Genomic DNA, 25,730 nt, shown 5'->3' on the forward strand with positions numbered 1-25,730 from the left:
GCGGGCTTGCGCCTAGTTGCAGTGATGATCTTGCGGGCGCGCGGCGCCTGCCGCGACGGATGCCGTTGCGCTTCCCCGAACAGCCAAAGACAGCCAGAACTTGTCCTCAGACACCCAGACCGCTCAAGAAGCGTTGACTTTCGCGGACCTCGGCCTATCGCCGAAGGTCCTTTCCGCAGTCACCGACGCCGGCTACCTCAAGCCGACGCCGATCCAGGCCGGCGCCATTCCGCACGCGCTTCTGGGCAAGGATGTGCTTGGCATAGCACAGACCGGTACCGGCAAGACGGCCTCCTTCGTGCTGCCGATGCTGACACGACTGGAAAAGGGCCGCGCCCGCGCCCGCATGCCCCGCACGCTGATCCTGGAGCCGACCCGCGAGCTTGCGGCGCAGGTCGAGGAAAACTTCATAAAATACGGCAAGAACCACAAGCTCAACATCGCACTGCTGATCGGCGGCGTGTCGTTCGACGAACAGGACAAGAAACTGGAGCGTGGCGCCGACGTGCTCATCGCGACGCCCGGCCGCATGCTCGACCACCGCGAGCGCGGCAAGCTCTTGCTCAACGGCGTCGAGATCCTCGTCATCGACGAAGCCGATCGCATGCTCGACATGGGCTTCATTCCCGATATCGAGCGTATCTGCGAGATGATCCCCTTCACCCGGCAGACGCTGTTCTTCTCGGCGACGATGCCGCCCGAGATCACCAAGCTCACCGAAAAATTCCTGCACGCGCCGGTGCGCGTCGAGGTCTCCAAGGCCGCCTCCGCCGCGACCAACATCATCCAGCGGTTGGTGAAGTCCGGTTCCAAACCCTGGGACAAGCGCGAGACGCTGCGCAACCTGATCAAAGCCGAGGATGCGGAGCTGAAGAACGCCATCATCTTCTGCAATCGCAAGATCGAGGTGTCGGAGCTGTTCCGCTCGCTGCTGAAATATGATTTCGACGCCGGCGCGCTGCATGGCGACATGGACCAGCGCGCACGCATGCAGATGCTGGCAAATTTCCGGGACGGCAAGCTGCGGTATCTGGTCGCCTCCGACGTGGCGGCGCGCGGCCTCGATATTCCCGATGTCAGCCACGTCTTCAACTATGACGTGCCGATCCACGCCGAGGATTACGTCCACCGAATCGGCCGTACCGGCCGCGCCGGGCGCTCCGGAAAATCCTTCACCATCGCGACCAAGTCCGACACCAAGTATATCGACGCCATCGAACGGCTGATCGGCACCAAGATCGAGTGGCATGACGGTGACCTGTCGACGGTGGTGGCCAGCGAAGGCGAGGACGAAGCTCCGCGCCGTGGCCGCGGTGCACCGCGGCGCGCCGGCCGCAAGGACGACGACCGCAAGGACAGGGGCGAGCGCAAGAGAGGCGGACGCCAGGCCAAGCATGGCGAAGACGCGGCACCGGAAACCGTGCGCGAGGAACAGCCGGTCGCGGCCGAGGAAACGGTCGCCGACACTGGTGAGCGGCGCACGCGCAAGGACGCTATCCGCTCGGAAAATTCCGAGCGCAAGAGCTCCGCGGCGCGCAGCGAGCGACGTGCACCGGAGCGCGGCGACACCAGGCCCCAGCGCGATGACCGTCGCCCTGCCCGCAACCGAGAAGACGAAAACGACGCCACCGTTGGCTTCGGCGACGACATGCCGGCCTTCATGCGCATCGTCGCCAAGGGCTGACCGACGAGTGGTTCCAAGACAAGACGGCCATCCGGCTTGCCCTCCCGGCAAGCTCCTGGCTGGGCTGGCCGTTACATCGGCCCAGGCATCATCTTGGTCGGTTTCTCCAACATCGGAAACTCGGCCTTGTTGCATTTCACGTTCGGGTTCGTCGGACTGAACATGCCGTTCGGATTATCACCCAGCCAGGCGTGAAGATCGTAGTGGACGAACTCCCTCGGGATGAGCGGATAGTGTCCCTCCATCGGACCCATGAAGGTTTGGCCAAACAGCTTCGGTGGCTCTTTGACGTCCGGCGTCAGCGGCACAAGCCATTCCGCCCGACCAGGCGCAGACCGTTTTTCGTCGGCTCGTAGATCAGCACATTGGGGCGCATCGGGTCGAGTTTTTGGCTGACACTTGGGACGTTGACGAAATGGATGCCCATGGCGCCTTTCGGGTAGTACATCGCTCCGGATATCTTTTCTCCGCTATAGTAGACGCAGCCGACCGTCGACAGATAAAGGTCGCGGACGGCCGCGGTGTAGTCCTCATATTTGGCGAGCGACTTTTTCAAGGCCTCGATGTCAGCTTTGTTGGCATCCTCGGCTCGAGCCGCCGCGACGCCCAACCATGCGCTTACAAGACCTGTTAAAGCGAAGACGCCGCAGCGCCCAAGGCTGGCTGTTCTTGTCATGCATTCCTGCCAGATTTTTTTGATCTGGCCGTGCAAGACCGAGGCTGAAAAAGAAAATGCTTATTGCGCGGCCGAGTGTACCGCCTCATCCCCTCCGGAACAGCGACGATGCTATTCCTTTCCATGGCTGCGGGAAAGCGCTTATTTAGGACTGGCTAATTCTCTGGCACGCCAATCTCAATCTGAGCGCGGCGGTCGCGGCTGGTGAAGCTGTTGCCGTCATCGCCAAGCGACGCCACCGTTGGCTTCGGCTACGACACACCGGCCTTCATACGCATTGTCGCCAAGGTCTGATATCGTCGTGTGTTGCAAGGACGCACGGCCTCGCCGAAGATGGCGTGATGAAGCGTCTGGTGGAAGATTGGGTCTATGGTGGCGTGCTCGCCGGCCTCACTCTGTTCGTGGTGGCGATCGGGCTGGCCGCTCAATTGGAGATAGCCGAGTTCGCCGTCTTCCTGCTGATTCCGATTTACATGCTCCACCAATACGAGGAGCATGCCGAGGACCGGTTCCGGCTTTTCGTCAACAAGATGCTCGGCGGTGGGGCGCCGCTGCTTACCCGCTTCGATGTCTTTGTGATCAACGTACCGGGTGTATGGGGCATCTATTCCCTGGTTTTCACCCTCGCTGTCACGGTCAATGCCGGGATAGGGCTGATCGCCGCCTACACCACCCTGATCAACGCTTTGGTTCACGTCGCGCAGGCCATCAGGATGCGCAGCTACAACCCCGGGCTCATCACCGCAATTGTCTTGTTCGTACCCGCATCCATCTGGTCGATCCTGACGCTTTCCGGTTCGGGAACGGGCTTCCATATCCTTGGACTTACGGTCGGGCTGCTCATTCATGGACTGATCGTTGCCCATGTCGTCCGGCGGCAGCGCCTGACCCAACGAGCGACGGTCGATAAGCCGACCTCACCGTAACATCATGGAAGAACCCGGGGGCCGCAGGCCTGGCCGTCGGTCGCATTTTGCAAACAAAAACGGCCCCTTGCGAGGCCGTTTTTGCATTCTGATCGATGCTGCTCAGGTGAGCGGCGAAAGCTGGATCTCGACGCGACGGTTTTGAGCGCGACCCTCGGCGGTGGCATTGGACGCTACCGGACGGGTCTTGCCGAATCCCGTGACGGCGAAGCGGCGCGAATCGACGCCCTGGCCAGCCAGGTAGTTGGCGACCGCCAGCGCGCGGCGCTGCGACAGATCGAAATTATGCTGGTCGCCGCCGGTCGAATCGGTATGGCCGAACACGTCGACCGTGGTCTGCTTGAACTTCTTCAGCACCAGCGCGACCGAATTCAGCACCTGGTAGAAGCCGGGCTTCACCGCATCCTGATCGACGTTGAAGGTGATATCGGACGGCATATTGAGGATGATCTGGTCGCCGGAGCGGGTGACGCTGACGCCTGTGCCCTCCAACTGCCGGCGCAGTTCGGCTTCGTTCTGGTCCATGGTGGCGCCGATGGCGCCGCCGGCCAGCGCCCCGATGCCGGCGCCGATCAGCGCGTTGCGACGATCATTGCCGCCCGCAAGCAGGCCAAGGCTGGCGCCGGCCAAGGCGCCGAGGCCGGCACCGGCCGCCGTGTTGGAAATTTTCTGGTCGCCGGTATACGGATCGGTGGTGGTGCAGGCGCTCACCAGCACAGCCGTCGCCACGACGACGAGCACGGTCTTCTTCATAGGATTGTCCCTCTCAAGTCACGCCTTGCGATGGCGCCAAATCAGCCCTTCGCGCGACTTGTACCATGAAATGCGGCGAAAAGCGGAACGGGAAAAACACCGGCAACGGCTTTTCCCCGGGGCACGATTTTCCCGATTGGGCGTCCAGGAATCTACCAGAGATTCTTGCCGTCGATGGCCACCACTTCGACCTTGTCCAGGTCGAAATCGTCGAACAACCGCGAGTTGACGCTGATCTTGGGATTGTCGAAATCCGGCTCTCCGCTCGACCAGTCCGGTGTTTCGGTGAAGGTCCCGCAGCCGCAGGTGTCGCAAAAACCGTGCTTAACGGTCTTCGATCCCCACTGATAGAAGGAAACATTCTTCTGCGGCGTGAGGAGCTTGAACTGCGCAGGAGTGTAGTAGGCCCAAAGCGAGCCGCGTTTCGAGCAGAACGAACAAGTGCACTGCGTCAGCGTCTGCGGCGCTTGCGAAACCTCGAATATCGTCGCCTTGCAGTGGCAGCTTCCCTTGATGGTCATGGACATCACCTCTCCCTTGTCCGCCGCCCGCAGGCAACGCAACACAAAGGAGCGGTCCTGGCAACCGTCCGTCAGCAGGCCCCCGCCCATCGCGGTCCGGGCCGGTCGCCGCTGCGCTTCCCGGGCCTAGTAGGAGCGCGGCGGCACGAACAGGCAGATCGTCTTACCGGCGTCTAGACCCGCTTGATGCGCGCACCAGTGGAATTCGCCGTCCGGGCTGTCCTTCACACGCTTGTCGGTCATCGGGACAACTTCCCCCGTGCCGGCGATCACATAACCCTCGGGTTTTTCCAAAACCTCGCCAGTATGGGCCGTGCGGCAATCGTAGTTAGCGCAGCATGCGAATGGATAGCTCCAACCCAGCGGCTTCGCCGCTGTAGGCTTGGCGTCGTGGGCGAAGGCAGGCGCCATCGGCAACGCAATCGCTGCGATTGCAAGCAGGCAGAGCATGAGTCGGCCCACCGCGGCCCGAGCCGATTTTGATGGGGCAGCAGACATGGAAGCGCTCCTTTCGACGAGCATCAAGCGTTTCGCTTGCCCGTTCCTGAAACGTGTCTTCCCAGCGGCCGGATCGTCAGCAGGCATTTCTGCCGCGCCCGGCCATAGATGCTTTTGTCTCCCCTCGACCATGGATGGTGGGCCGATTTGTGAGTCGGCGCAAGAAACCACTGCATGCCGATGTCGCAGGCTGAATGCCGCGCATCGGCAACAGAAAACAGGCGCCGTCTCTCGATTGGATAGGCAGGCACAACCATGCCCAGCAGACGGGATCGCAGATAACGAGATTCAGCGAGAGAAGTTCCGGCCTATTCGCCAGCAGGTCCTGTGATCACGTGTTCGTCATACTGCGGCAGGCCGTCGCTGATCGTGTACCACGGCGCCTTGGAACCGACGAAGATATGCTCGGTCGGGCGGATGCTCGGGTTGTCGACGAGCGTTCCCATCGCGACATGGACGAAGGCGCCCTGGCGCACGACCGAATAGAGCAGCGAACCGCACCGCTTGCAGTGCGCGTCATGGCCGTTGTCGTCGCCGAAGACCAGCAACATGTCGTGGCCCTTGGTCAAGACAAACTTGGCGCGTTCGATGCCCGCGAAGGGCTTGAAAGCCGAACCTGTCGTGCGCCGGCAGTTCGAGCAATGGCAATTCGCCGCGTACAGGAACTCGTCAGCGACCGCATAGTGCACCGCGCCGCAGAAGCACTTTCCAACAAGCTTGCGAGCCATCATCCAATCCAAATGTGTGGCACTGTAGGCGCCGGCCCTAATCCAGGTCCGCCACCGCTTCCCCAGCACCACCCTCGATGCGTTGCGACAGCGAGGCTTCCATGAAGTCATCGAGGTCGCCATCGAGCACGCTCGACGGGCTGGTGCTTTCGACACCTGTGCGCAGATCCTTCACCAACTGATAGGGCTGCAGCACGTAGGAGCGGATTTGGTGACCCCAGCCAATGTCGCTCTTCGATGCTTCGGTGGCGTTGGCGACGGCTTCGCGCTTCTTCAGCTCTTCCTCGTAAAGCCGCGAGCGCAGCATCTCCCAGGCCTTTGCCCGATTTTTGTGCTGCGAGCGTTCGGCCTGGCAGGCGACCGCGATGCCGGTTGCGAGATGGGTAATGCGCACCGCCGAATCGGTGGTGTTGACGTGCTGGCCGCCTGAACCGGACGAACGATAGGTGTCGATGCGCACGTCGGATTCGGAAACGTCGATCTCGATCGTATCGTCGATGACGGGATAGACCCAGACGCTGGCGAAGGATGTGTGCCGGCGCGCGTTGCTGTCATAGGGTGAAATGCGCACCAGGCGATGGACGCCGGATTCCGTCTTCAGCCAACCATAGGCATTGTGGCCCTTGATCAGCAGCGTCGCAGACTTGATGCCGGCCTCTTCGCCGTCATGCACTTCCAGCACCTCGACCTTGAAGCGGCGGCGCTCGGCCCAGCGCGTGTACATGCGCAGCAACATCGAGGCCCAGTCCTGGCTTTCGGTGCCGCCGGCGCCTGCGTGGATTTCGAGATAGGTGTCGTTGGCGTCGGCTTCGCCCGACAGCAGCGTCTCGACCTGGCGGGCCTTCGCCTCGCCTTGCATCGAGCGGATCGCTGCCTCAGCCTCGGCAACGACGCTCTCGTCGCCCTCTTCCTCGCCGAGTTCGATCAGGCCGATATTGTCTTCCAGCGCCTGGGTCAGGCCCCTGACCGCCGCGATGCCTTCCTCGAGGCCCTGGCGCTCGCGCATCAGCTTCTGCGCTTCCAGCGGTTCGTTCCAGAGGCTGGCGTCCTCGGCGCGGACGTTGAGATATTCAAGCCGCTTTATGGCCTGATCCCAGTCAAAGATGCCTCCTCAGCAGGGTAATTGCCTGCCTGATCTCGTCGACAATATTCTGCGTTTCCGCGCGCATGGCCTGGTGTTTTATCCTGTTGCTGAAAGTGACGCCTGGTCGGCGCGATACATAGGGACGGCGCCGCCGCCTGTAAAGCAAATTGGACCGGCCCTGGGCCGGCCCAATCCTGCATGCATACCCGTCAGTAGAGGCCGCCGCCGCCCGACTGGATGGCCTGGTTGGCCTGAGGCGACAGCGCGCCGCCGGAGGCATTGGACCCGTCGGCGCCCATGCCGATCACCCAATAGCTGTCGGCTGGCCCGGTGCCCGGCTTGAAGGCCTCGATGATGGTGCCGGGATCGCCCGAATTGGCCCGCATGCCGGTCTTGCGGTTGATGGCGACCAGATTCATGCCTTCGGGAACCTTGAAGTCGACATTGGGCGTGCCATCCAGCGCCACGCGCATGAAATCCTTGAAGATAGGAGCGGCGAGGCCGCCGCCGGTGGCGCCATGGCCAAGGCCGCGCGGCGTGTCGTAGCCCATATAGAGGCCGACGACGAGGTTTGGCGTGTAACCGATGAACCAGGCGTCCTTTTCGTCGTTGGTGGTGCCGGTCTTGCCGGCGATGTGGCGTCCGAGCTCGGCGATGGTGGCGCCGGTGCCGCGCTGGACGACGCCTTCCATCATCGAGGTGATCTGGTAGGCGGTCATCGGATCGAGAACCTGTTCGGAATTATCGACAAGCTCAGGTTCGGGCTGGTTCTGCCATTCGGCCGCGTTGCAGCCTTCGCAGCCGCGTTCGTCCTGCTTGAAGACGGTCTTGCCGTAGCGGTCCTGGATACGGTCGATCAATGTCGGCTTGATCGACTTGCCGCCATTGGCCATGATCGAATAGGCCGAAACCATGCGCATCACCGTCGTCTCGCCGGAGCCCAGCGCCATCGGCAAATACGGCGCCAGATGGTCATAGACGCCGAAGCGCTCGGCGTATTCGACAACCAGCTTCATGCCCATGTCGTTGGCGAGGCGCACAGTCATCAGATTGCGCGACTTTTCGATGCCGGAGCGCAGGGTCGCCGGACCGGCGACCGTGCCGTCGTAGTTCTTCGGCGTCCAGGTCGTGTTGCCGCTCTGGATGGTAATCGGCCCGTCCATGATCACCGACGCCGGCGTATAGCCATTGTCGAGCGCCGCGGAATAGACGATCGGCTTGAACGAAGAGCCGGGCTGGCGCATGGCCTGGGTGGCGCGGTTGAACTCCGACTGCGCGTAGGAGAAGCCGCCGACCATGGCCAGCACGCGGCCGGTGTGTGGATCCATGGCGATCAGGCCGCCTTCCACTTCGGGGACCTGGCGCAGGCTGTAGGCGTCGTCGGAGCCTTCGTTCTTCTGGACGAAGACGACGTCGCCCGGCTTCAGCACATCGGCCGGCGACTTGGCCCTGACCGTCTTGCCGCCGACCACATGGCGCATGGCAAAGCCCATGTCTTCCTTGCTGACGGTGCCTTCGACGCGCTCCTTGACGATGTCGCCCGACGCCTGGCGTGCCGGCTGCAAGCCAATCGACAGGCCGGATGCCGAACTGTCGAGCACGACTGCGAGCTTCCATTCGGGAACGTCTTCCAGTCCCTTCACATTGCCCAGCGGCACACCCCAGTCGCCGGACACGTCGATCGTCTTTAGCGGCCCGCGGTAGCCGCGCAGCGTGTCGTATTTGATCAAGCCGTTCTGCATCGCCTTGCGGGCGATGAGCTGGATCTTCGGGTCGAGCGTGGTGCGGACGGACAGGCCGCCTTCATAGAGCGCGTTCTCGCCGTAGCGGGCGATGATCTGGCGGCGCACCTCCTCGGTGAAGTATTCGCCGGCGAACAGATAGGTGCCGTTGCGGCGCGGTGTGACGCCGAGGGGCTCCGCCTTGGCCTTGTCGCCTTCCTCGCGCGTAACGTAGCCGTTCTCGACCATCTGGTCGATGACCCAGTTGCGGCGCTCAAGCGCGCGGTCGGCATGCTTGAAGGGGTGATAATTGTTCGGCCCCTTGGGCAGCGAGGCCAGATAGGCGGCCTCGGCCACGGTCAGCTCGTTCACCGACTTGTCGAAATAAGTGAGCGCGGCACCCGCCACGCCATAGGCGCCGAAACCGAAGAAGATTTCGTTGAGGTAGAGTTCGAGAATGCGGTCCTTGGAATAGGCCTGCTCGATGCGGAAGGCGAGGATCATTTCCTTGATCTTGCGCTCGTAGGTCTGGTCCGAGGTCAGCAGAAAATTCTTCGCCACCTGCTGGGTGATCGTCGAGGCGCCAACCTGACGCCTGCCCGAGCCGAAATTCTGCAGGTTGACGATGATAGCGCGGCCCAGGCCGGTCACGTCAATGCCGGGGTGGTTGTAGAAATTCTTGTCCTCGGCCGACAGGAAGGCCGCCTTGACGCGGTCGGGGATGGCCTGGATCGGCAAATACAGGCGCCGTTCGCGCGCGTACTCGGCCATCAGCGCGCCGTCCGAGGCATGGATTCGGGTGGTCACCGGCGGCTCGTACTTGGCCAGCACCTCATAGTCGGGCAGATCCTTGGACAAATGCCCGATATAGATGGCAACCCCCGCCGCGACCAGCAGGGCCAGCGTCGTGCCGATACCGAAGAAATAGCCAATGAGACGAATCATGCCCGCTCCAGTCCTTGGTTCGGGAATTTCCTAAACGAAGCCGCCTTCCGCGCAAGCATTCGAGCCGGTCCCAACCCGTAATCGAAAACCCATGTCGCTACCATGTGGGCAAAATACGGCAAGGCCGGATTTCGCGGCCGTGAGTCGGAAATAAAAGCGTCGGGTGTTGTCGCCGCGCAACGCTGCCTGTGGTTGCAGGCGTCGTCAGGCATTTCAGCCCCCGGTTCCCGTTCCGGCACGCGCGGAAGCGAACAGCGCGACGGCGTTGGTGATGCTTTGCGCCGCCTTGCCGCGCCAGTCGGCGTCGAGCAGTTGCGCCTCGTCCTTGGCATTCGAGAGATAGCCTAGTTCGACCAGCACGGAGGGGACGTCAGGCGCTTTCAGCACCTTGAATCCCGCGGAACGCTGCGGATTGTTGATGAGGCCGACGCTGGTCGACAACTGGCCGACCAGCGTGTGGGCGAAACTCATCGAAAAGGTGTGGGTCTCGCGGCGGATCAGGTCGATCAGGATATCGGTGACTTCCTTGTTGTCGTCCTTGATCACCATGCCGGCGAACTGGTCCGAGAGATTTTCACGGTCGGCAAGCGCCTGCGCTTCCGGATCCGAAGCCTTGTCGGAAACGGTATAGACGGTCGCGCCACGGATGCCCTTGAGGCTGATAGTGTCGGCATGAATGGAGATGAGCAGGTCGGCCTCATGCTGGCGAGCGATGCGCACGCGGTCGTCCAGCCGCAAATATTCGTCGGTGTCGCGCGTCATGAAGACATCGTATCTGCCGACGGCGGCGAGCTTGTCGCGCAGTTCCATGGCGAAAGCCAGCGTGACGTTCTTTTCGACGGTGCCGTTCAGGCCCTCGGCACCGCCATCGACGCCGCCATGGCCCGGATCGATGACGACGGTGAAGCGATGGCCCGGATTGGAGACCGGCCCGGTGCCGACCCGCCCGCCCTTGTCGGTCGAAACCGTGGAACCGGTGGTCAGCGCCTGATTGGCAAGGGCAGTGTCGAACTCGCGTTCGGAGGCCGCCGACATGTCGATGGCGATGCGGTAGCCCGCGCCGTCCTCGTTCTTGAGAACATCGAGCTTGTCGACCGCGAACGGCCCCTTGCCGGTGAGAACCAGCCGCGACACGCCTGCCTCCAACTCACCCAGGCGCACGCCCTTGACCAGCCCGCGAGGCTTCAAATCCTTGGCATCGATGGCTAACTTCGTATTCGCCAGATCGATGACCAGACGATTGGGCCCGCGCAAAAGGAACCATTTGACGTCGGGCTCACGGTCGAAATCCATGACGATGCGCATCTTGGTGGCATCGCCCGCCATCTTGTAACCGGTTGCCGTGAGCGGGGCATCGGCGGCGTTGGCGACCAACGAGATGGTCATCGACAGCAGGAGGCAGAAGATCGCGAGCAAACGGCCGCCGGCACGACTGCCCTTGTCTGTGAAGCCTGCCAGTCCCATCTCTTTGCAGTCGCTCCCGGTTTGGCGCCAAGGCGCCCGGTCATGTAGTCGAAGTGCCGGTTAGGCCGCGAACTCGATTAACGATTGGTATCCAGAGAAGGTTAACCAAGCCTTTTCACGCGAGGCCCGGACCCGTGCTTACGTGGCGGAACCGCTTTTGCCGGCGTCGGAAATCGGGGTTGCCTTCCAACCCGCCAAATCATAAAAGCGATAGTGGATCACTGCAATCCTGGAACCGCCCTCCTCCGCAGCTTCCCGCTACAGGTGAGACGAAAGGCGGCTCCTTTCGCTCCATGCGAGAAGGGTTCAGGTGATCGCGACGAATTTCGCAGGTGTGCGCCCGTGGCGGGGGAATCGCCTGCGTGAGGAAAACGGCCGGGTTTGTCCCGCGCCGGCTCTGTATGAGCAAACAAGCTGGTCCGGTTTCCGGGCTTTGGTTCAAAAGGTTCTGCTGGTGACGATGGCTTCAAGCGCAATCATGGAAAGGTCCGCATCAAACCGCGCCAATATGGCTGCGGGCGGCACCGCCATGGCGCGCAGGCACCGTCCGGCGGACATTCAGACATCCGGCACCCACATTCATCCAGACACACAGCAGCGGCCCTTGCGCCGCAAGCTGCGGCTGACGGCTGCCGGGGGGAAACGAAATAATGCCCAACAAAATGCTGATAGACGCCTCCCACCCGGAGGAAACACGCGTTGTCGTCGTACGCGGTAATCGTATCGAAGAATTCGACTTTGAATCACAGGACAAGAAGCAGCTCAAAGGAAACATCTATCTCGCCCGCGTAACGCGCGTCGAACCCTCCCTTCAGGCAGCCTTTGTCGAATATGGCGGCAACCGTCACGGTTTCCTCGCCTTCAGTGAAATACACCCCGACTACTACCAGATCCCCGTCGCCGACCGTCAGGCGCTGCTGCGCGCCGAAGCGCAGGAAGCCGAGGACGAGGACGATGAGGACGGCGAAGGCGACGACCGCCAGAGCCGCGATCGCGGCCGGCGCGGGCGCCGGCGCGGCGGCAAGGGCCGCGACCGCGCAGAACACAAGCGCGATGCGAGCGGGGCCAATGCCGACGAGGCAACCGAAACGGCCGGCGAGGCAGGCGACGCCGACAATGGCAATGACGCCGTCTCGGAGAACACTTCCCACGGTTCGGAAACCATCGAACATGCGGCCGATATCTCGGAACAGGCCGCGGATGCATCCAATCGTGGCGAAGCCTCCCCCGAGCAGGGCGACGAATCTTCTGGGCAGAACGAAGGCGAGACCCGCGAGGGCGGCCCGACGTCGATCGCCGCCTCCGTCGACGCCGATGTGATTTCCGAACCCGTCCCGCTGACGGAACAGGGCAGCGAATCCAGCGACGATGATCGCGGCATGCTGGAAGAGGTTCAGTCTTCGCATCCGGACGATCACGAGGTCGAATCGGTCGGTGCCGAGGATGCCCTGGAGGAAGCGCGCAACCGCCGCAAGCCGATGCGCCGCCAGTACAAGATCCAGGAAGTGATCAAGCGCCGCCAGATCCTGCTGGTGCAGGTCGTCAAGGAAGAGCGCGGCAACAAGGGCGCGGCGCTCACCACCTATCTGTCGCTTGCCGGTCGCTATTCCGTGCTGATGCCGAACACGGCGCGCGGCGGCGGAATTTCGCGCAAGATCACCAGTGCTGTCGACCGCAAGCGCCTCAAGGAAGTGGTCGCCGATCTCGAAGTGCCGCAAGGCATGGGCGTCATCCTGCGCACCGCTGGCGAGAGCCGCACCAAGGCCGAGATCAAGCGCGATTACGAATATCTGATGCGGCTTTGGGAGAACGTGCGCAATCTCACGCTCCAGTCCACGGCCCCTGCCCTCGTCTACGAGGAAGGCAGCCTGATCAAGCGTTCGGTGCGCGACCTCTACAACAAGGACATCGATGAGATCCTCGTCTCCGGCGAAGAGGGCTACCGCGAGGCCAAGGACTTCATGCGCATGCTGATGCCGAGCCACGCGAAGGTGGTTCAGCCGTTCCGCGATACGACGCCGATCTTCGTGCGCAATGGCATCGAGGCGCAGCTTGACCGCATGCTGCAGCCGCAAGTGACGCTGAAGAGCGGCGGCTACATCATCATCAACCAGACCGAGGCGCTGGTCGCCATCGACGTCAATTCGGGCCGCTCGACCAAGGAGCACTCGATCGAGGACACCGCGCTCCACACCAATCTGGAAGCGGCGGAGGAAGTCGCCCGCCAGCTCAGGCTGCGCGACCTTGCCGGCCTGATCGTCATCGACTTCATCGACATGGAGGAGAACCGCAACAACCGTGCCGTCGAGAAGCGGTTGAAGGATCATCTCAAGAACGACCGCGCGCGCATCCAGGTCGGCCGCATCTCGCATTTCGGCCTGATGGAGATGTCGCGCCAGCGCATCCGCGCCAGCGTGCTGGAATCGACCATGAAGCCTTGCCCGCATTGCGGCGGCACCGGCCATGTGCGCTCCGATTCGTCTGTCGCGCTGATGGTGGTCAGGGCGATCGAGGAGTTCCTGCTCAAGGATTCGCGCAGCCACATCACAGTTCGCACGCCCGCGGCGACCGCGCTCTATGTGCTCAACCACAAGCGCGGCACGCTGGTGGAACTGGAAAGCCGCTTCGGCCTGACCATTACGCTTGAGGCCGACGACACGGTCGGTTCGCAGCATTATGCGATCTTCCGCGGCGCGCTGGCCGAAAAGCCTGAAGGCTTCGTCGAGGCACGCACCCTGCCGGCCTATGTCGAACCGGAAGAGCTCGAGGATGAGACCATCGTCGAGGAGGAAGACGAAGCACCGGCCCAGGCCGAACAGCCGCGTCAGCCGCAGCAAGGTCAGCACCAGCAGAGGCCCGGCGAAGAGGGCGAAGGCCGCGACCGCAAGCGCCGCAAGCGTCGCAGACGCCGCGGCGGCAAGGATCGCGATCGAGAACATGGCCACACCGACGGTGCTTCCGTGTTGGCGCAGGCCGACGAGTTGTCCACATCGGAAAACCTGTTGAGCCGTGACGAGGCGGAAGCCGGCGACGAGGCTCCGGTCCCCGCGGCCGGAACTGCCGAAACGGCGGAAGCATCCGACGAGGGCCAGGGCAAGAAGCGTCGCCGCGGCAAGCGCGGCGGCAAGCGCAACCGGCGCGAGGACGGCGAAGGCGAGGCCGAGGCAAGCGCCGATGAAGCGACCGAACCTTCCGGGGTCGATGCTTCCGAAAGCGAGCCTGCGATCGAGCCGGTAACCGTCGTGGCTGCGGAAGAGCCGGTGGCTCCAGTGAGCGACGAGGCGACGACCGCCGAGAAGCCCAAGAAGCCGCGGCGCGCAGCCAAGCCGAAGAAGGCAGCCGCCGAGGCTGTCGCCGAGGAGCCGATCGCTGAACTGGCCGTTCCGGCACCCGCCGAGACGCCAGCCACGGCATCGGACGAGGCGGCGGCAGCGACCGCCGAGGAAACACCGAAGGCCCGTCCGTCACGACGCAAGCCGGCGGCCATCGATGCGCCGATCGTGCCGGTGGTTTCCTCGACCGTCGCCGAAGAGCCGGAAACCAAGACCGAAGAGAAGCCGAAGCGCGCCGGCTGGTGGCAGCGGAAAGGTTTCTTCTGAGATTTCAGCCCTTTGAACTGACTTCCTGAATAAAAAAAATCCCGCGCCGGTCGAAAGACGGCGCGGGATTTTCATATCCGGTTTGCCGGAACGTTACGGCGCGAAGATCGACCAGTTCATCATCCTGGCGAGCTTCTCCAGGGCGATCGAGCCCAGCTTGGAATTGCCGTTGGCGTTGAGGCCGGGCGACCAGACGGCGAGCGAGGCGACGCCGGGCACGATGCCCAATATGCCGCCGCCGACGCCGCTCTTGCCCGGAATGCCGACGCGGAAGGCAAAATCACCGGAGCCGTCATAGTGGCCGCAGGTCAGCATCATGGCGCCGATGCGGCGTGCCCGCTCGACCGACACCACGGAATGTCCGGTCGCCGGATTTTTGCCGCCATTGGCGAGGAACCGGCCGGCCATCGCCAGCTGCCGGCAGCTCATGGCGATGGCGCAATGGTGGAAATAGACGCCGAGCGCCAGCTCCGGCGCATGATGAAGATTCCCGAAGGATTTCATGTAGTTGGCGAGCGCGAAGTTGCGATAGCCGGTGGCGCGCTCCGACGCTGCCACCTCGCGGTCGATGATGATGGTCTCGTCGTCGGCGAGGAACTGGATGAAGCGCAGGATCTCGCCGATCGCCTCGCGCGGCTGGTGGCCGGCAAGCAGGATGTCGGAGATGACAATGGCGCCGGCATTGATGAAGGGATTGCGCGGAATGCCGTTCTCATGCTCGAGCTGCACGATCGAGTTGAACGGATTGCCCGAAGGCTCGCGCCCTACCCGCTTCCACAGCGCGTCGCCGACATTGCCCAGCGCCAGCGTCAAGGTGAACACTTTCGAGATGCTCTGGATCGAAAAGGGCTGGTCGGCGTCGCCCGCCATCAGCACACGGCCGTCATTGGTGACGGCTGCGATGCCGAATTTCTTGGGATCAACCTTGCCGAGTTGCGGGATATAGGTGGCGACCTCGCCGCGATCGGTGCGTTCGGCCATTTCGACCGCGACTTCGGCCAGGGCCTGCTCGAGTTCCGGCATGGATCTACCTCAGCCAGCGTTCGATGTGCGCCAATGCCTCGACCATGTCGTCATGGCTGCCGGCATAGGAGAAACGCATGGTGCGGTGCCCGGCCTGGGTGTCGAAATCACGGCCGGGCGTGGCCGCGACATGCGCCTCGGCCAGCATCTTGCGGGCGAAAGCCATGCTGTCATTGCTGTGCCGGGTGACGTCGCAAAAGGCATAGAAGGCGCCATCCATCGGTGCGGCCAGCGGAAAGCCGAGCTCCGGCAGACGCTTCATCAGGAGCTCGCGGTTCCAGGCATAGCGACCCTTGACCGCTTCCAGCTCCTCGGTAGCGGCAAAGGCCTCGATTGCGGCGACCTGCGACAGTTCCGGCGGCGAGATGTAGAGGCTCTGCGCAATGCGCTCGATGGGCCGCACCAGCGCTTCCGGCAGCACCATCCAGCCGATGCGCCAGCCGGTCATGCAATAGTATTTCGAGAAGGAGTTGATCGCCGTGACACCGGTGCCAAAGGCGAGTGCCGTGGTGTCGGGCGCCGCATAGGCCAGCCGGTGGTAGATCTCGTCGGAGATGACGGCAATGCCGAGCGCCTCCGCCGTCCGGACCAGGTCCGCGAGATCATCGGCCGGAATGACCGCGCCGGTCGGGTTGGCGGGACTTGCGAACAGCACGCCCTTCAGCGGTTTTTCGCGATGCGCGGTCTCCAGGTGGGCGGCATGAAGATAGGCCGCGTCGCCGAGCTCTATCTCGATCACTTCGATGCCCAGCGCCGCCATGATGTTGCGATAGGCGGGGTAGCCCGGCGCTGCGATGGCGACGCGGTCACCGGGATCGAACATTGCCAGGAAGGCGAGATTGAAGGCGGCCGAGGATCCCGTGGTGACCGCGATCCGGTCGGGCGCGACATCAAGCCCGTAGTGATCCCCATAATGTTCCGCGATCGCCTTGCGCAATCCAGCCAGGCCCAGCGCATCGGTATAGCCAATACGCCCGTCCTGCAAAGCCCTGGCCGCCGCGGCACGAACGCGGGCCGGAGCCGGATCGGACGGCTGGCCGACGGCCATGGAAATGACCGGCGCGCCCGTCGCTCTCAGCCGGTTCGCCTCGGCCAGCACATCCATGGCGTGGAAGGGTTCGACATTGCCACGGCGTGAGAGCGAAACGACCATTTTGACCTCGATCCGACGATTGAGCGCACCACGTCCCGGCGCATGCGCCGCACAAATGCCCGATTGGTGTGAGGATCACAAGTTGAGGAAGTTTTTCCGGTGCCGACTTTTCATCTTTCGCCCGCTCGTCTACCAGTGGACACGTCATGTTGAGCCGACCCAAATCGATGGTTGCCCGGGTAGCGCGCGTCGTTGCGACGCTTTCGCTTGGCGTCGCCGTCGCGGTGTCTGGTTCCATCAGCGCCTTGGCCCAGAACGTGCCGGTGGTGCGCGATGCCGAGATCGAGGCGCTGGTGCGCGACTACGCCCGCCCGATCTTCAAGGCCGCCGGTCTGGCGAATGACGGCATCGACATCGTCCTGGTCAACGACCAGAGCTTCAATGCCTTCGTCACCGGACGCAGGCTGTTCATCAACACGGGCGCCTTGATGGAAGCCGAAACGCCCAACGAGATCATCGGCGTCATCGCCCACGAGGCCGGCCATATCGCCGGCGGCCACCAGCAGAAACTGCGTGACCAGCTCGAGCGCGCCAAGACGATGGCCATCATCGCAACCTTGCTGGGCGCCGGCGCCATGGTCGCCGGGGCGACCACCAACAGCCGCGGACTTGCCGGCGCCGGCGTGGGCGTGGCGGCTGGCGGCGGCGAGATGGCGCAGCGCAGCATTCTCGCCTATCAGCGCACCGAGGAAATGACGGCCGACCGCTCGGCGATCACCTATCTCAACGCCACCGGCCAGTCCGGCATGGGCATGCTGAAGACGTTTCAGCGTTTCCAGACGGCCTTGTCGCTGTCGGGCGCGCAGGTCGATCCCTACCGGATCAGCCATCCAATGCCGCGCGATCGAATCTCCAACCTCGAAGTGCTGGTCAAGCAGAGCCCCTATCTCGACAAGGTCGATGCGCCGGCACTGCAATTGCGCCACGACATGATGCGGGTGAAGATCGCTGTCTACATGGAAGGCCAGGCCGCCGCGTCGCGGCTGATGCGAAAGATGCAGGGCAGCCTTGCCGCGCAGTATGGCGAGGCCCAATCGGCCTATCTTTTCGGCAACATCGCCACCGCACTCGCCAAGACCAACGCCTTGATCAAAGCCCAGCCCGGCAACGCCTATTTCCAGGAATTGCGCGGCGATATATTGATGAAGGCGAACAAGCCCAAGGAAGCTGCCGATGCCTACGCCAAGGCAGTCAGCCTCGACAAGGCGCGATCTGGATTGCTGCCGGTTTCGCTCGGCCAGGCGTTGATGGCGACGGGCACCCCAGACGCTCTGAAAAAGGCCGTGGTGCAGATCAACAACGGCTTGCGACGCGACAAGGAAAATTCCGTGGGATACCGCTATCTGGCGCAGGCCTATGGCGAATTGGGAGACATACCGGGCGCCGAGCTCGCCACGGCCGAGGGTCATTTCTATTCCGGTAACTACAAGGATGCGAAGATCTTCGCCATGCGAGCGCAGCAGCAACTCAAACGCGGCGAGCCGCGATGGATACGCGCCCAGGACATCATAAACTACAAGCCGTCGGGCAAGGTATAGTGAACCTTCCGGCCGTGCGCTGCGACGCAGCCAGACCGGAAAACAGGCAAAGGAACGGAACGATGAAAAAGGCACTGTTGCTGGGCACCACGGGAGTTGCGATAGCCCTTGCCATGCTGGCGTTCGGTTTCGTGGCCGGCAGCCCGCAAATCGCGGAAGCCGGTGCGGCGCAACCGCTTCAGACGGCAGCGGCCGATACCAAGATCGACCGCACCGAGGTCGAAGGCATCATCCGCGATTATCTCCTGAAGAATCCGGAAGTGCTGCTGGAAGTCCAGGATGCGCTCGAGGCCAAGCAGAAGGAAGAGCAGCGCATTGCCCATCTCGGCGTCATCAAGGGCGCCAAGGAGCAGATCTTCAACTCCTCCTTCGACGGCGTGGTCGGGAACCCGAACGGCAAGGTCACGATCGTCGAGTTCTACGACTACAATTGCGGCTTCTGCAAACGCGCCATCGAAGACATGCAGGCGCTGACCAAGGCCGATCCGGACCTGCGTTTCGTGCTCAAGGAGTTCCCGATCCTCGGCCCGGATTCGCAGAAGGCCAGCGTCGTTTCGATGGCCTTCCACCTGATGATGCCGCAGAAGTACGGCGAGTTCCACAATGCGCTGCTCGGCGGCCAGGGTCGCGCCACCGAGGCGGCGGCGATCAAGGTCGCGCTTTCGCTCGGCGCCGATGAAGCGACGCTGCGTGAAAAGATGAAGGACCCGTCCATCACCGAAGCCTTCTCCAAGACCTACGATCTCGCCAACAAGCTGGCGATCACCGGAACGCCGTCCTATGTCGTCGGCAACGAGGTCGTGTTCGGGGCGCTCGGACAGGAAGTCCTGGCGGAGAAGATCGAGGCGGCGAAAGCCGCGCTTTGATCGGCCGCGGGTTTTCTTCACGGGCGCATTTCCGCCTGTTGTGGACAGTGAAAGAACGCACTTGCGCTCTTTCCGCGGGCGTCTATGCCCATTATAGAGGGCCCAGCGCCGGTTTGACGCCGGTGCCGGAAAAGGTCGGCATTTTTTGAAAACGGTTTTCGTCCTGAACGGTCCCAATCTCAACGCGCTCGGCAAGCGCGAGCCAGGCATCTATGGCGGCAAGACGCTTGCCGCCATCGCGGAGGACTGCAGAGAGGCGGGCGCGGCGCTCGGGCTCGAAATCGATTTCCGCCAGTCGAACCACGAGGGCGACCTCGTCGACTGGATCCAGGAAGCCGGCGACAAGGCCGCCGGCATCGTCATCAATCCCGGCGCCTATAGCCACACCTCGATCGCGATTCACGACGCCATTCGTTCCGTGGCGCCGCTGCCGGTCGCCGAGGTCCATCTTTCCAATATCCATGCGCGGGAATCATTCCGCCACGTCTCCATGGTCGCGCCGGTCGCTGTCGGCATGATCTGTGGCTTTGGGCCGCTCGGCTACACGCTGGCGCTTCAGGCGCTGGCCGCACGCCTATGACCGGCCAACAAACAGAAGGCTCGAAAATGTCGATAAAGAAGACCGGTGTTGACCAGCAGCTGATCCGCGACCTGGCGGGCATACTGAACGACACCAATCTCACCGAGATCGAAGTCGAGCTGGGTGACCTGAAGGTGCGCGTATCGCGGCAGGCGCCGGCGGTTCACGCGATAGCCGCGCCGCAGCCGGCCTTTGCGCCGGCGCCAGCGGCCCAACCTGCCACCGCAGCCGTTCCGGCCGCGGCCGACGTGTCGAAAAACGCCGTGGCCTCCCCCATGGTCGGCACCGCCTACCTGGCGCCCTCGCCGGATGCCAAGCCGTTCATCGAGATCGGCCAGAACGTCAAGGAAGGGCAGACGCTGCTGATCATCGAAGCGATGAAGACGATGAACCAGATCCCGTCGCCGCGCGCCGGCACGGTGACGGCGATCCTGTTCGAGGACGCACAGCCGGTCGAATACGGCATGCCGCTCGTCGTGATCGAGTAGAGCGGCCCTAATGTTCCAGAAGATTCTCATCGCCAATCGCGGCGAAATCGCGCTTCGGGTGCTGCGTGCCTGCAAGGAGCTTGGCATCCAGACGGTGGTGGTGCATTCGACCGCCGACGCCGACGCCATGCATGTTCGGCTCGCCGACGAGAGCGTATGCATCGGGCCACCGCCATCGCGCGACAGCTATCTCAATATCCACCAGATCGTCGCCGCCTGCGAGATCACCGGCGCCGACGCCGTGCATCCCGGCTACGGTTTCCTGTCGGAGAACGCCAAGTTTTCCGACATATTGGCCGCGCATAACATTACCTTTATCGGTCCGACCGGCGACCATATCCGCATCATGGGCGACAAGATCGAAGCCAAGCGCACCGCCAAGCGCCTCGGCATCCCGGTGGTTCCCGGCTCCGATGGTGCGGTGACCGAGGAAAAGGAGGCCAAGCGCATCGCCGCAGAGATCGGCTATCCCGTGATCATCAAGGCGTCGGCCGGCGGCGGCGGACGCGGCATGAAAGTGGCGCATACCGAGGCCGACCTCGAAGTCGCCTTGCAGACGGCCCGCTCGGAAGCAGGCGCGGCCTTCGGCGATGACGCCGTCTATATTGAAAAGTACCTGCAAAAGCCGCGCCATATCGAGGTTCAGGTGTTCGGCGACGGCTTTGGCCGGGGCGTGCATTTCGGCGAGCGCGACTGCTCCTTGCAGCGTCGCCACCAGAAAGTCTGGGAAGAGGCCAACTCACCCGCGCTAAACGCCGAGGAACGCTCGCGCATCGGCGATATCTGCGCCAACGCCATCGCCGACCTCGGCTATTCCGGCGCCGGCACGATCGAGTTCCTCTACGAGAATGGCGAGTTCTATTTCATCGAGATGAACACGCGCCTGCAGGTAGAGCATCCGGTGACGGAGGCTATCACTGGCATCGATCTGGTGCATGAGCAGATCCGTGTCGCCTCGGGCGGCGGTCTTTCGGTCAAGCAGGAAGACATCCGCTTCCAGGGCCATGCCATCGAGTGCCGCATCAATGCAGAGGATCCGCGCACCTTCACGCCCTCGCCCGGCACGATCACCCATTTCCACACGCCAGGCGGCCTTGGCATCCGTGTCGATTCCGGCGTGTATTCAGGGTACAAGATCCCGCCTTACTACGACAGCCTGATCGGCAAGCTGATCGTGCACGGGCGCAACCGCGTCGAATGCATGATGCGGCTGCGCCGGGCACTGGACGAATTCGTCGTCGACGGAATCAAGACGACGTTGCCGCTGTTTCGCGACCTCGTCGGCAACGCCGACATCGCCAATGGCGACTATGACATCCACTGGCTGGAAAAATATCTGGCCAAAGGCGAATAGCCCCGGACTTGCCGCTATAATGAAGCGATGACTCGCCCCTACGCGCCAGGCTATCGTATCCCGACCGACCTTCTGCTCAAGGCCTACGCCTCGGGCGTCTTCCCGATGGCCGAAAGCGCCGCCGACCCGGAAGTGTTCTGGGTGCGGCCGGAGACGCGCGGCATCATTCCGCTCGACCGCTTCCACACGCCGAAAAGTCTGAAGAAGGCGCTTCGGCGAAACCTCTTCGACATCCGTTTCGACTTCGATTTCGAGGCGACGATCGATGGCTGCGCCGAAAGGCGCGAGGAGCGCCGTTCCACCTGGATCAACGCGCCGATCCGGGAGGCCTATGTGCAGTTGCATCGCATCGGCCATTGCCATTCTGTCGAGGCCTGGCGCGAGGAGCGGCTGGTCGGCGGCCTCTACGGTGTCTCCCTGGGGAGGGTGTTCTTCGGCGAAAGCATGTTTTCCCGGGAAACGGATGCTTCGAAGATCTGCCTTGTGCATCTCGTCGAACGCCTGCAGGCGCGCGGTTTCGCGCTGCTCGACACGCAGTTCACCACCGAACACCTCAAGCGCTTCGGCGCAATCGACGTGCCGCGCGGCAAATACGAGAAGATGCTGGCCGACGCGCTGAAGGGTGAAGCGGTGTTTTTCCCCTGATGATCCAGCCCGTCAGCGGACCTTCGTTTCCAGCGGAGCCTGCGAATGGAACATCATCTTCCAGCCGTTGACGCGATGGACATAGCCGGTGCTGACCAGCGCCGCGTAGGCTTCGCCATTGCCCTTCACGGCATGCGCCTCATAGGCCAGGATGACGATGTCGCTGCCTGGTTCGACCACGCCCTTGAGATCGATCTCGAGATCACGCCATCGCTTGGGATCGGCGGCGGTTTCGGCGAGATCGGCATTGCTCATGGTCTGGGCCATCCGCGGAAATGCCACGAGGCACTCGGTGTCGGCATTGGCCGCGAAAAATGCCGAATCGCCTGTCCAGAAGCCCTTTTCGAGCTCAAGCAGTTCCTTGATGCTGGCGGTGATCCGCTTTCTGGCAGACATCGGAAAATCCTCCCGGCGCGCATCGTGTGGCCGTCAGGGCCCAACGCGTTGCCCTCAGGGCGGTTCCGAAGGATCAGTTGGTGCTGGTCGTAGGCGGTTCCGTGGCTTCCGGTTCGGCCGCAGCCGGAGCGGCCGTGGCATTCGGCTGGGCCGTATCGGGCTTGGCCGCATCGGTCTTGGCCGAATCGGGCGCTGGCACATCCGACTTCTGCTTGCAGGCCTTCAGCCAGACGTCATAGACGGCATGCTCGACGGCATTGAGACCAGGGCTTTCGGCAAACATCCAGCCAGTGAAGATGCGGCGGATCTTGCGGTCGAGCGTGATCTCGTCGACTTCGACAAAAGAATCGGTCTTCGGCTCCTCGTTCTGCGGCCGGGAGTAGCAGACGCGCGGCGTCACCTGCAAAGCACCGAACTGCACCGTCTCGTCGATATAGACGTCGAAGGTGATGATGCGGCCGGTGATCTTGTCGATGCCGGCGAATTCGGCGACCGGGTTGGTGATTCGGTCCGATCCCGGCGCCGGCGCGGGTGCGGCCGGCGTTGGCGAAGCGGCAAGTGCCGCGGTGCCAAAGGTGAGCCCGGCGGCTACCATCAGTGCGCCCATCGATGTCAGGCTGAAAATGCTCATGCAGGGATACCGGTGGTTAGCGCCCGGGTGATTCTCTCTATCACAAAGGCTAGTCGCCGTTTTCTGATGAGCAAGCTGCTAGACACCAATTGTGGCGATAAAGGACCGACGCCCGCTTATGATCCGGGCGTCCAGGCGTCGTAGTCGCCGGTGACCTGCGGGCGGTGCTGGTTGGTCAGCACCGAGCCCTTCGGACGATAGGCTGAGGGCGAGCCGGTCAGGTTCGGTTGATGTGGCTTCTGCCAGTCGCGCGGCTTGTAATCGTCGCTCGGCGGCGCGACGTCGACGCGGTGATGAATCCAGCCGTGCCAGCCGGGCGGGATAGAAGAAGCCTCGGAATAATCGCGATAGATGACCCAGCGGCGCGTGCGTCCTTCGGAATCGACACCGCCTTCGTAGTAGACGTTGCCCACCTCGTCCTGCCCGACCTTCCTGCCGTGCCGCCAGGTGTGCAGGCGCGTGCCAAGCGTCTGGCCGTTCCACCAGGTGAAAAACTGCGTAAGGAAAGTCTTCATCTTCAAACCCTCGCGCCGATGGCGTCCGTTTCCTGCTTATGGCGTCAGCCCTTCGTGAAGGCAAGGGGCTTGCCGCCAAGAGGGCGCAAATGGCGCGCCGGTAAGGCGACACAAGCCGGTGATGCATTGCCGGCGCCGTATGGTGCTTGCCAACCACCCTCAGCCTTTCTAAAGCTCTGCGCGCGCGCCCCGTGCGGGTATCCGGCCGACCGTTGGCCGAGGGAGGTGACGATTGGCCAGGAAATCGCCGACCGCCGACATTCGCATCGGTGCCGACGCCATTCGCCGCCGAAAGCGTGACGTGCCGATCGTCTGTCTCACCGCCTATACCTACCCCATCGCCCGCCTGCTCGACGAGCATGTCGATCTGCTCCTCGTCGGCGACAGCGTCGCAATGGTCTTGCATGGCCACAAAACGACGCTGGGCGCCTCGCTGGAGATGATGATCGCGCATGGGCAAGCGGTGATGCGCGGCTCGGCCAGGGCTTGCGTCGTCGTCGACATGCCAGCCGGCAGCTATGAGGATTCGGCTGCCCAAGCGGTTGCCTCGGCGCGGCGTATCGTTGGCGAAACCGGCTGCCAGGCTGTGAAACTCGAGGGCGGCGTCGGTATGGCCCGGCAGATCGCCGCGGTCGTCGATGCCGGCATCGCGGTCATGGGCCATATCGGCCTGCTGCCGCAATCCGTCGAGAAGGATGGCGGCTACAGGATCAAGGGCCGGACCGACGAGAATGCGGCAGCGCTGTTTGCCGATGCGCGCGCCGTCGAAGAAGCCGGCGCCTTTTCGATGGTCATCGAGGGCACGGTCGAAGCGGTCGCGGCCGAAATCACCCGCCGCATCGCCATTCCGACTATCGGCATCGGCGCGAGTGGCGTTTGCGACGGCCAGATCCTGGTCATAGACGACATGGTCGGGCTCACCGTCGACCGCGTGCCGAAATTCGTCAAGGAGTACGCCGATTTGCGCAGCGTGGTCTCGCAGGCGGCCGCACGTTACGCCAGCGAGGTACGAGACCGGACATTCCCCGGTTCCGAAAATGTGTTTTCGGCCACCTTGGGCAAGGACAACCGATGAGCCGGCCCCTCGTCGTCGACACGGTCGCCGGCCTTCGCGCGCGGATCCGCGACTGGCGGCGCGACGGCCTTCGCGTCGCCATGGTGCCGACAATGGGCGCCTTGCACGAAGGGCACCTATCGCTGGTCAGGATCGCGCTTGAAAGAGCCGAGCGCTGCATCGTCTCGATCTTTGTCAACCCGACGCAGTTCGCGCCGAGCGAGGATCTCGACAAATATCCACGTCAGCTCGCCCGCGATCTCGACCAGCTGGCTTTGGCCGGAGCCGATCTTGCCTACACGCCTGGGGTTGGTGAGATGTATCCTGCCGGCTTTGCCACCAAAATCTCGGTCGGCGGTCCCTCCGCCGGGCTCGAATCGGATTTTCGACCGACTTTTTTCGAAGGCGTCGCCACCGTCGTGGCGAAGCTGCTCCTGCAGGCGTCGCCCGACGTCGCGGTCTTTGGCGAAAAGGATTATCAGCAATTGTGCGTCGTCAGGCAGCTCTGCCGCGACCTCGACCTGCCCGTCGAAATCATCGGCGCGCCGACGATCCGCGACGCGCATGGCCTCGCCATGTCATCGCGTAACGCCTATCTCGGTGAGGCCGAACTCCAGATCGCCCGCCGGCTCAACGTGATCCTGCGCAAGGCAGCCGCGGCGCTGGCGGCCGGCGCCGACCAGAACGGCGCGACAGGCGAAGCCAGCCGCGCCCTACTCGCGGCCGGCTTCCACAAGATCGATTATGTCGAAGCTCGCGAGAGCCGGACGCTGACGCCGTGGCGCCGCGGGCACGAGGGCCGCCTGCTCGCCGCCGCCTGGCTGGGCAAGACCAGGCTGATCGACAATGTGGACGTCTCCACCAGTTAGGCTGCGGCTCGATCGCTGA

At 63.1% G+C, this 25,730-nt stretch carries 23 protein-coding genes and 1 pseudogene; 11 read left to right on the forward strand and 13 right to left on the reverse strand.

The features are described 5' to 3' along the window. The first annotated feature begins 100 nt into the window (after window positions 1–100). Entirely contained in the window at window positions 101–1,684 is a 1,584-nt protein-coding gene (locus FJ443_RS26065) for a DEAD/DEAH box helicase (RefSeq protein ID WP_181165113.1), read from the forward strand. A 71-nt stretch (window positions 1,685–1,755) separates the two neighbouring features. Here the strand turns inward: FJ443_RS26065 and FJ443_RS26070 are convergent. Further along, a pseudogene (locus FJ443_RS26070) lies at window positions 1,756–2,360 on the reverse strand (hypothetical protein). 341 nt (window positions 2,361–2,701) lie between these two features. Between FJ443_RS26070 and FJ443_RS26075 the strand changes: the two are divergent. After that, window positions 2,702–3,286: an HXXEE domain-containing protein gene (locus FJ443_RS26075; protein WP_210239534.1), complete on the forward strand. Its 585-nt coding sequence runs from the start codon at window positions 2,702–2,704 to the stop codon at window positions 3,284–3,286. A gap of 102 nt (window positions 3,287–3,388) precedes the next feature. Here FJ443_RS26075 and FJ443_RS26080 read toward each other — a convergent pair whose 3' ends face one another. From FJ443_RS26080 to FJ443_RS26110, 7 genes are all read right to left on the reverse strand, one after another. Continuing rightward, window positions 3,389–4,039 (reverse strand): OmpA family protein, encoded by a 651-nt coding sequence (locus tag FJ443_RS26080; protein ID WP_140493627.1) that lies wholly within the window; start codon window positions 4,037–4,039, stop codon window positions 3,389–3,391. 152 nt (window positions 4,040–4,191) lie between these two features. Continuing rightward, window positions 4,192–4,560 (reverse strand): GFA family protein, encoded by a 369-nt coding sequence (locus FJ443_RS26085; protein WP_140493629.1) that lies wholly within the window; start codon window positions 4,558–4,560, stop codon window positions 4,192–4,194. A gap of 126 nt (window positions 4,561–4,686) precedes the next feature. Continuing rightward, window positions 4,687–5,058, reverse strand: a complete 372-nt coding sequence (locus FJ443_RS26090; protein ID WP_140493631.1) for a hypothetical protein — start codon at window positions 5,056–5,058, stop codon at window positions 4,687–4,689. A 308-nt stretch (window positions 5,059–5,366) separates the two neighbouring features. Continuing rightward, window positions 5,367–5,786, reverse strand: coding sequence for a GFA family protein (locus FJ443_RS26095; RefSeq protein WP_140517633.1), 420 nt, complete (start codon window positions 5,784–5,786; stop codon window positions 5,367–5,369). Window positions 5,787–5,823: 37 nt separating this feature from the next. Beyond that, a protein-coding gene (gene prfB / locus FJ443_RS26100) for a peptide chain release factor 2 (RefSeq protein WP_140493636.1) occupies window positions 5,824–6,955 on the reverse strand; the annotation gives its coding sequence in 2 pieces (ribosomal slippage) (window positions 5,824–6,888 and window positions 6,890–6,955; 1,131 coding nt in all). 124 nt (window positions 6,956–7,079) lie between these two features. Then, window positions 7,080–9,536 (reverse strand): penicillin-binding protein 1A, encoded by a 2,457-nt coding sequence (locus FJ443_RS26105; RefSeq protein ID WP_140493638.1) that lies wholly within the window; start codon window positions 9,534–9,536, stop codon window positions 7,080–7,082. Between the two features lie 213 nt (window positions 9,537–9,749). Next, window positions 9,750–11,000, reverse strand: a complete 1,251-nt coding sequence (locus tag FJ443_RS26110; protein ID WP_140666308.1) for an N-acetylmuramoyl-L-alanine amidase — start codon at window positions 10,998–11,000, stop codon at window positions 9,750–9,752. A gap of 650 nt (window positions 11,001–11,650) precedes the next feature. Here FJ443_RS26110 and FJ443_RS26115 point away from each other — a divergent pair. Next, window positions 11,651–14,599 (forward strand): ribonuclease E/G, encoded by a 2,949-nt coding sequence (locus tag FJ443_RS26115; protein WP_140666310.1) that lies wholly within the window; start codon window positions 11,651–11,653, stop codon window positions 14,597–14,599. 93 nt (window positions 14,600–14,692) lie between these two features. On the opposite strand, the gene FJ443_RS26120 is transcribed toward FJ443_RS26115, so the two are convergent. Next, entirely contained in the window at window positions 14,693–15,622 is a 930-nt protein-coding gene (locus FJ443_RS26120) for a glutaminase (RefSeq protein ID WP_140517635.1), read from the reverse strand. 4 nt (window positions 15,623–15,626) lie between these two features. Beyond that, window positions 15,627–16,775: an aminotransferase class I/II-fold pyridoxal phosphate-dependent enzyme gene (locus FJ443_RS26125; RefSeq protein ID WP_140666312.1), complete on the reverse strand. Its 1,149-nt coding sequence runs from the start codon at window positions 16,773–16,775 to the stop codon at window positions 15,627–15,629. A gap of 146 nt (window positions 16,776–16,921) precedes the next feature. On the opposite strand from FJ443_RS26125, the gene FJ443_RS26130 reads away from it, so the two are divergent. From FJ443_RS26130 to aat, 6 genes are all read left to right on the forward strand, one after another. Further along, complete coding sequence (locus FJ443_RS26130) at window positions 16,922–18,313, forward strand: M48 family metalloprotease (protein ID WP_140493655.1); 1,392 nt, start codon at window positions 16,922–16,924, stop codon at window positions 18,311–18,313. A gap of 62 nt (window positions 18,314–18,375) precedes the next feature. Then, window positions 18,376–19,179, forward strand: coding sequence for a DsbA family protein (locus FJ443_RS26135; RefSeq protein WP_140517637.1), 804 nt, complete (start codon window positions 18,376–18,378; stop codon window positions 19,177–19,179). Window positions 19,180–19,324: 145 nt separating this feature from the next. Next, window positions 19,325–19,759: a type II 3-dehydroquinate dehydratase gene (gene aroQ / locus FJ443_RS26140; RefSeq protein WP_140517638.1), complete on the forward strand. Its 435-nt coding sequence runs from the start codon at window positions 19,325–19,327 to the stop codon at window positions 19,757–19,759. A gap of 26 nt (window positions 19,760–19,785) precedes the next feature. Next, the gene (gene accB, locus FJ443_RS26145) at window positions 19,786–20,247 is read left to right on the forward strand and encodes an acetyl-CoA carboxylase biotin carboxyl carrier protein (protein WP_140493661.1); all 462 of its coding nucleotides are present in this window, start codon (window positions 19,786–19,788) and stop codon (window positions 20,245–20,247) included. Between the two features lie 10 nt (window positions 20,248–20,257). Then, complete coding sequence (gene accC / locus FJ443_RS26150) at window positions 20,258–21,601, forward strand: acetyl-CoA carboxylase biotin carboxylase subunit (RefSeq protein WP_140493663.1); 1,344 nt, start codon at window positions 20,258–20,260, stop codon at window positions 21,599–21,601. Between the two features lie 27 nt (window positions 21,602–21,628). After that, window positions 21,629–22,246 (forward strand): leucyl/phenylalanyl-tRNA--protein transferase, encoded by a 618-nt coding sequence (aat, locus tag FJ443_RS26155; protein ID WP_140517639.1) that lies wholly within the window; start codon window positions 21,629–21,631, stop codon window positions 22,244–22,246. Window positions 22,247–22,258: 12 nt separating this feature from the next. Here the strand turns inward: aat and FJ443_RS26160 are convergent, their stop codons facing one another. The 3 genes from FJ443_RS26160 to FJ443_RS26170 form a co-directional block, all read right to left on the reverse strand. Continuing rightward, window positions 22,259–22,642: a hypothetical protein gene (locus FJ443_RS26160; protein WP_140558688.1), complete on the reverse strand. Its 384-nt coding sequence runs from the start codon at window positions 22,640–22,642 to the stop codon at window positions 22,259–22,261. A gap of 73 nt (window positions 22,643–22,715) precedes the next feature. Continuing rightward, entirely contained in the window at window positions 22,716–23,273 is a 558-nt protein-coding gene (locus FJ443_RS26165; RefSeq protein ID WP_140666314.1) for a DUF2155 domain-containing protein, read from the reverse strand. 116 nt (window positions 23,274–23,389) lie between these two features. Next, window positions 23,390–23,788: an NADH:ubiquinone oxidoreductase subunit NDUFA12 gene (locus FJ443_RS26170; protein ID WP_140493670.1), complete on the reverse strand. Its 399-nt coding sequence runs from the start codon at window positions 23,786–23,788 to the stop codon at window positions 23,390–23,392. A gap of 232 nt (window positions 23,789–24,020) precedes the next feature. Between FJ443_RS26170 and panB the strand changes: the two genes are divergently transcribed. Beyond that, window positions 24,021–24,863 carry a 3-methyl-2-oxobutanoate hydroxymethyltransferase gene (panB, locus tag FJ443_RS26175; RefSeq protein ID WP_140517641.1) on the forward strand — a complete coding sequence of 281 codons (843 nt, stop codon included), beginning with the start codon at window positions 24,021–24,023 and terminating at the stop codon, window positions 24,861–24,863. Then, the gene (gene panC / locus FJ443_RS26180; RefSeq protein WP_140517642.1) at window positions 24,860–25,711 is read left to right on the forward strand and encodes a pantoate--beta-alanine ligase; all 852 of its coding nucleotides are present in this window, start codon (window positions 24,860–24,862) and stop codon (window positions 25,709–25,711) included. Before panB ends, panC begins: the two co-directional genes overlap by 4 nt. Window positions 25,712–25,730: the final 19 nt, after the last annotated feature.

Origin of the sequence: Mesorhizobium sp. B2-6-1 (assembly GCF_006440475.1) — a bacterium.
Lineage (GTDB): Bacteria > Pseudomonadota > Alphaproteobacteria > Rhizobiales > Rhizobiaceae > Mesorhizobium.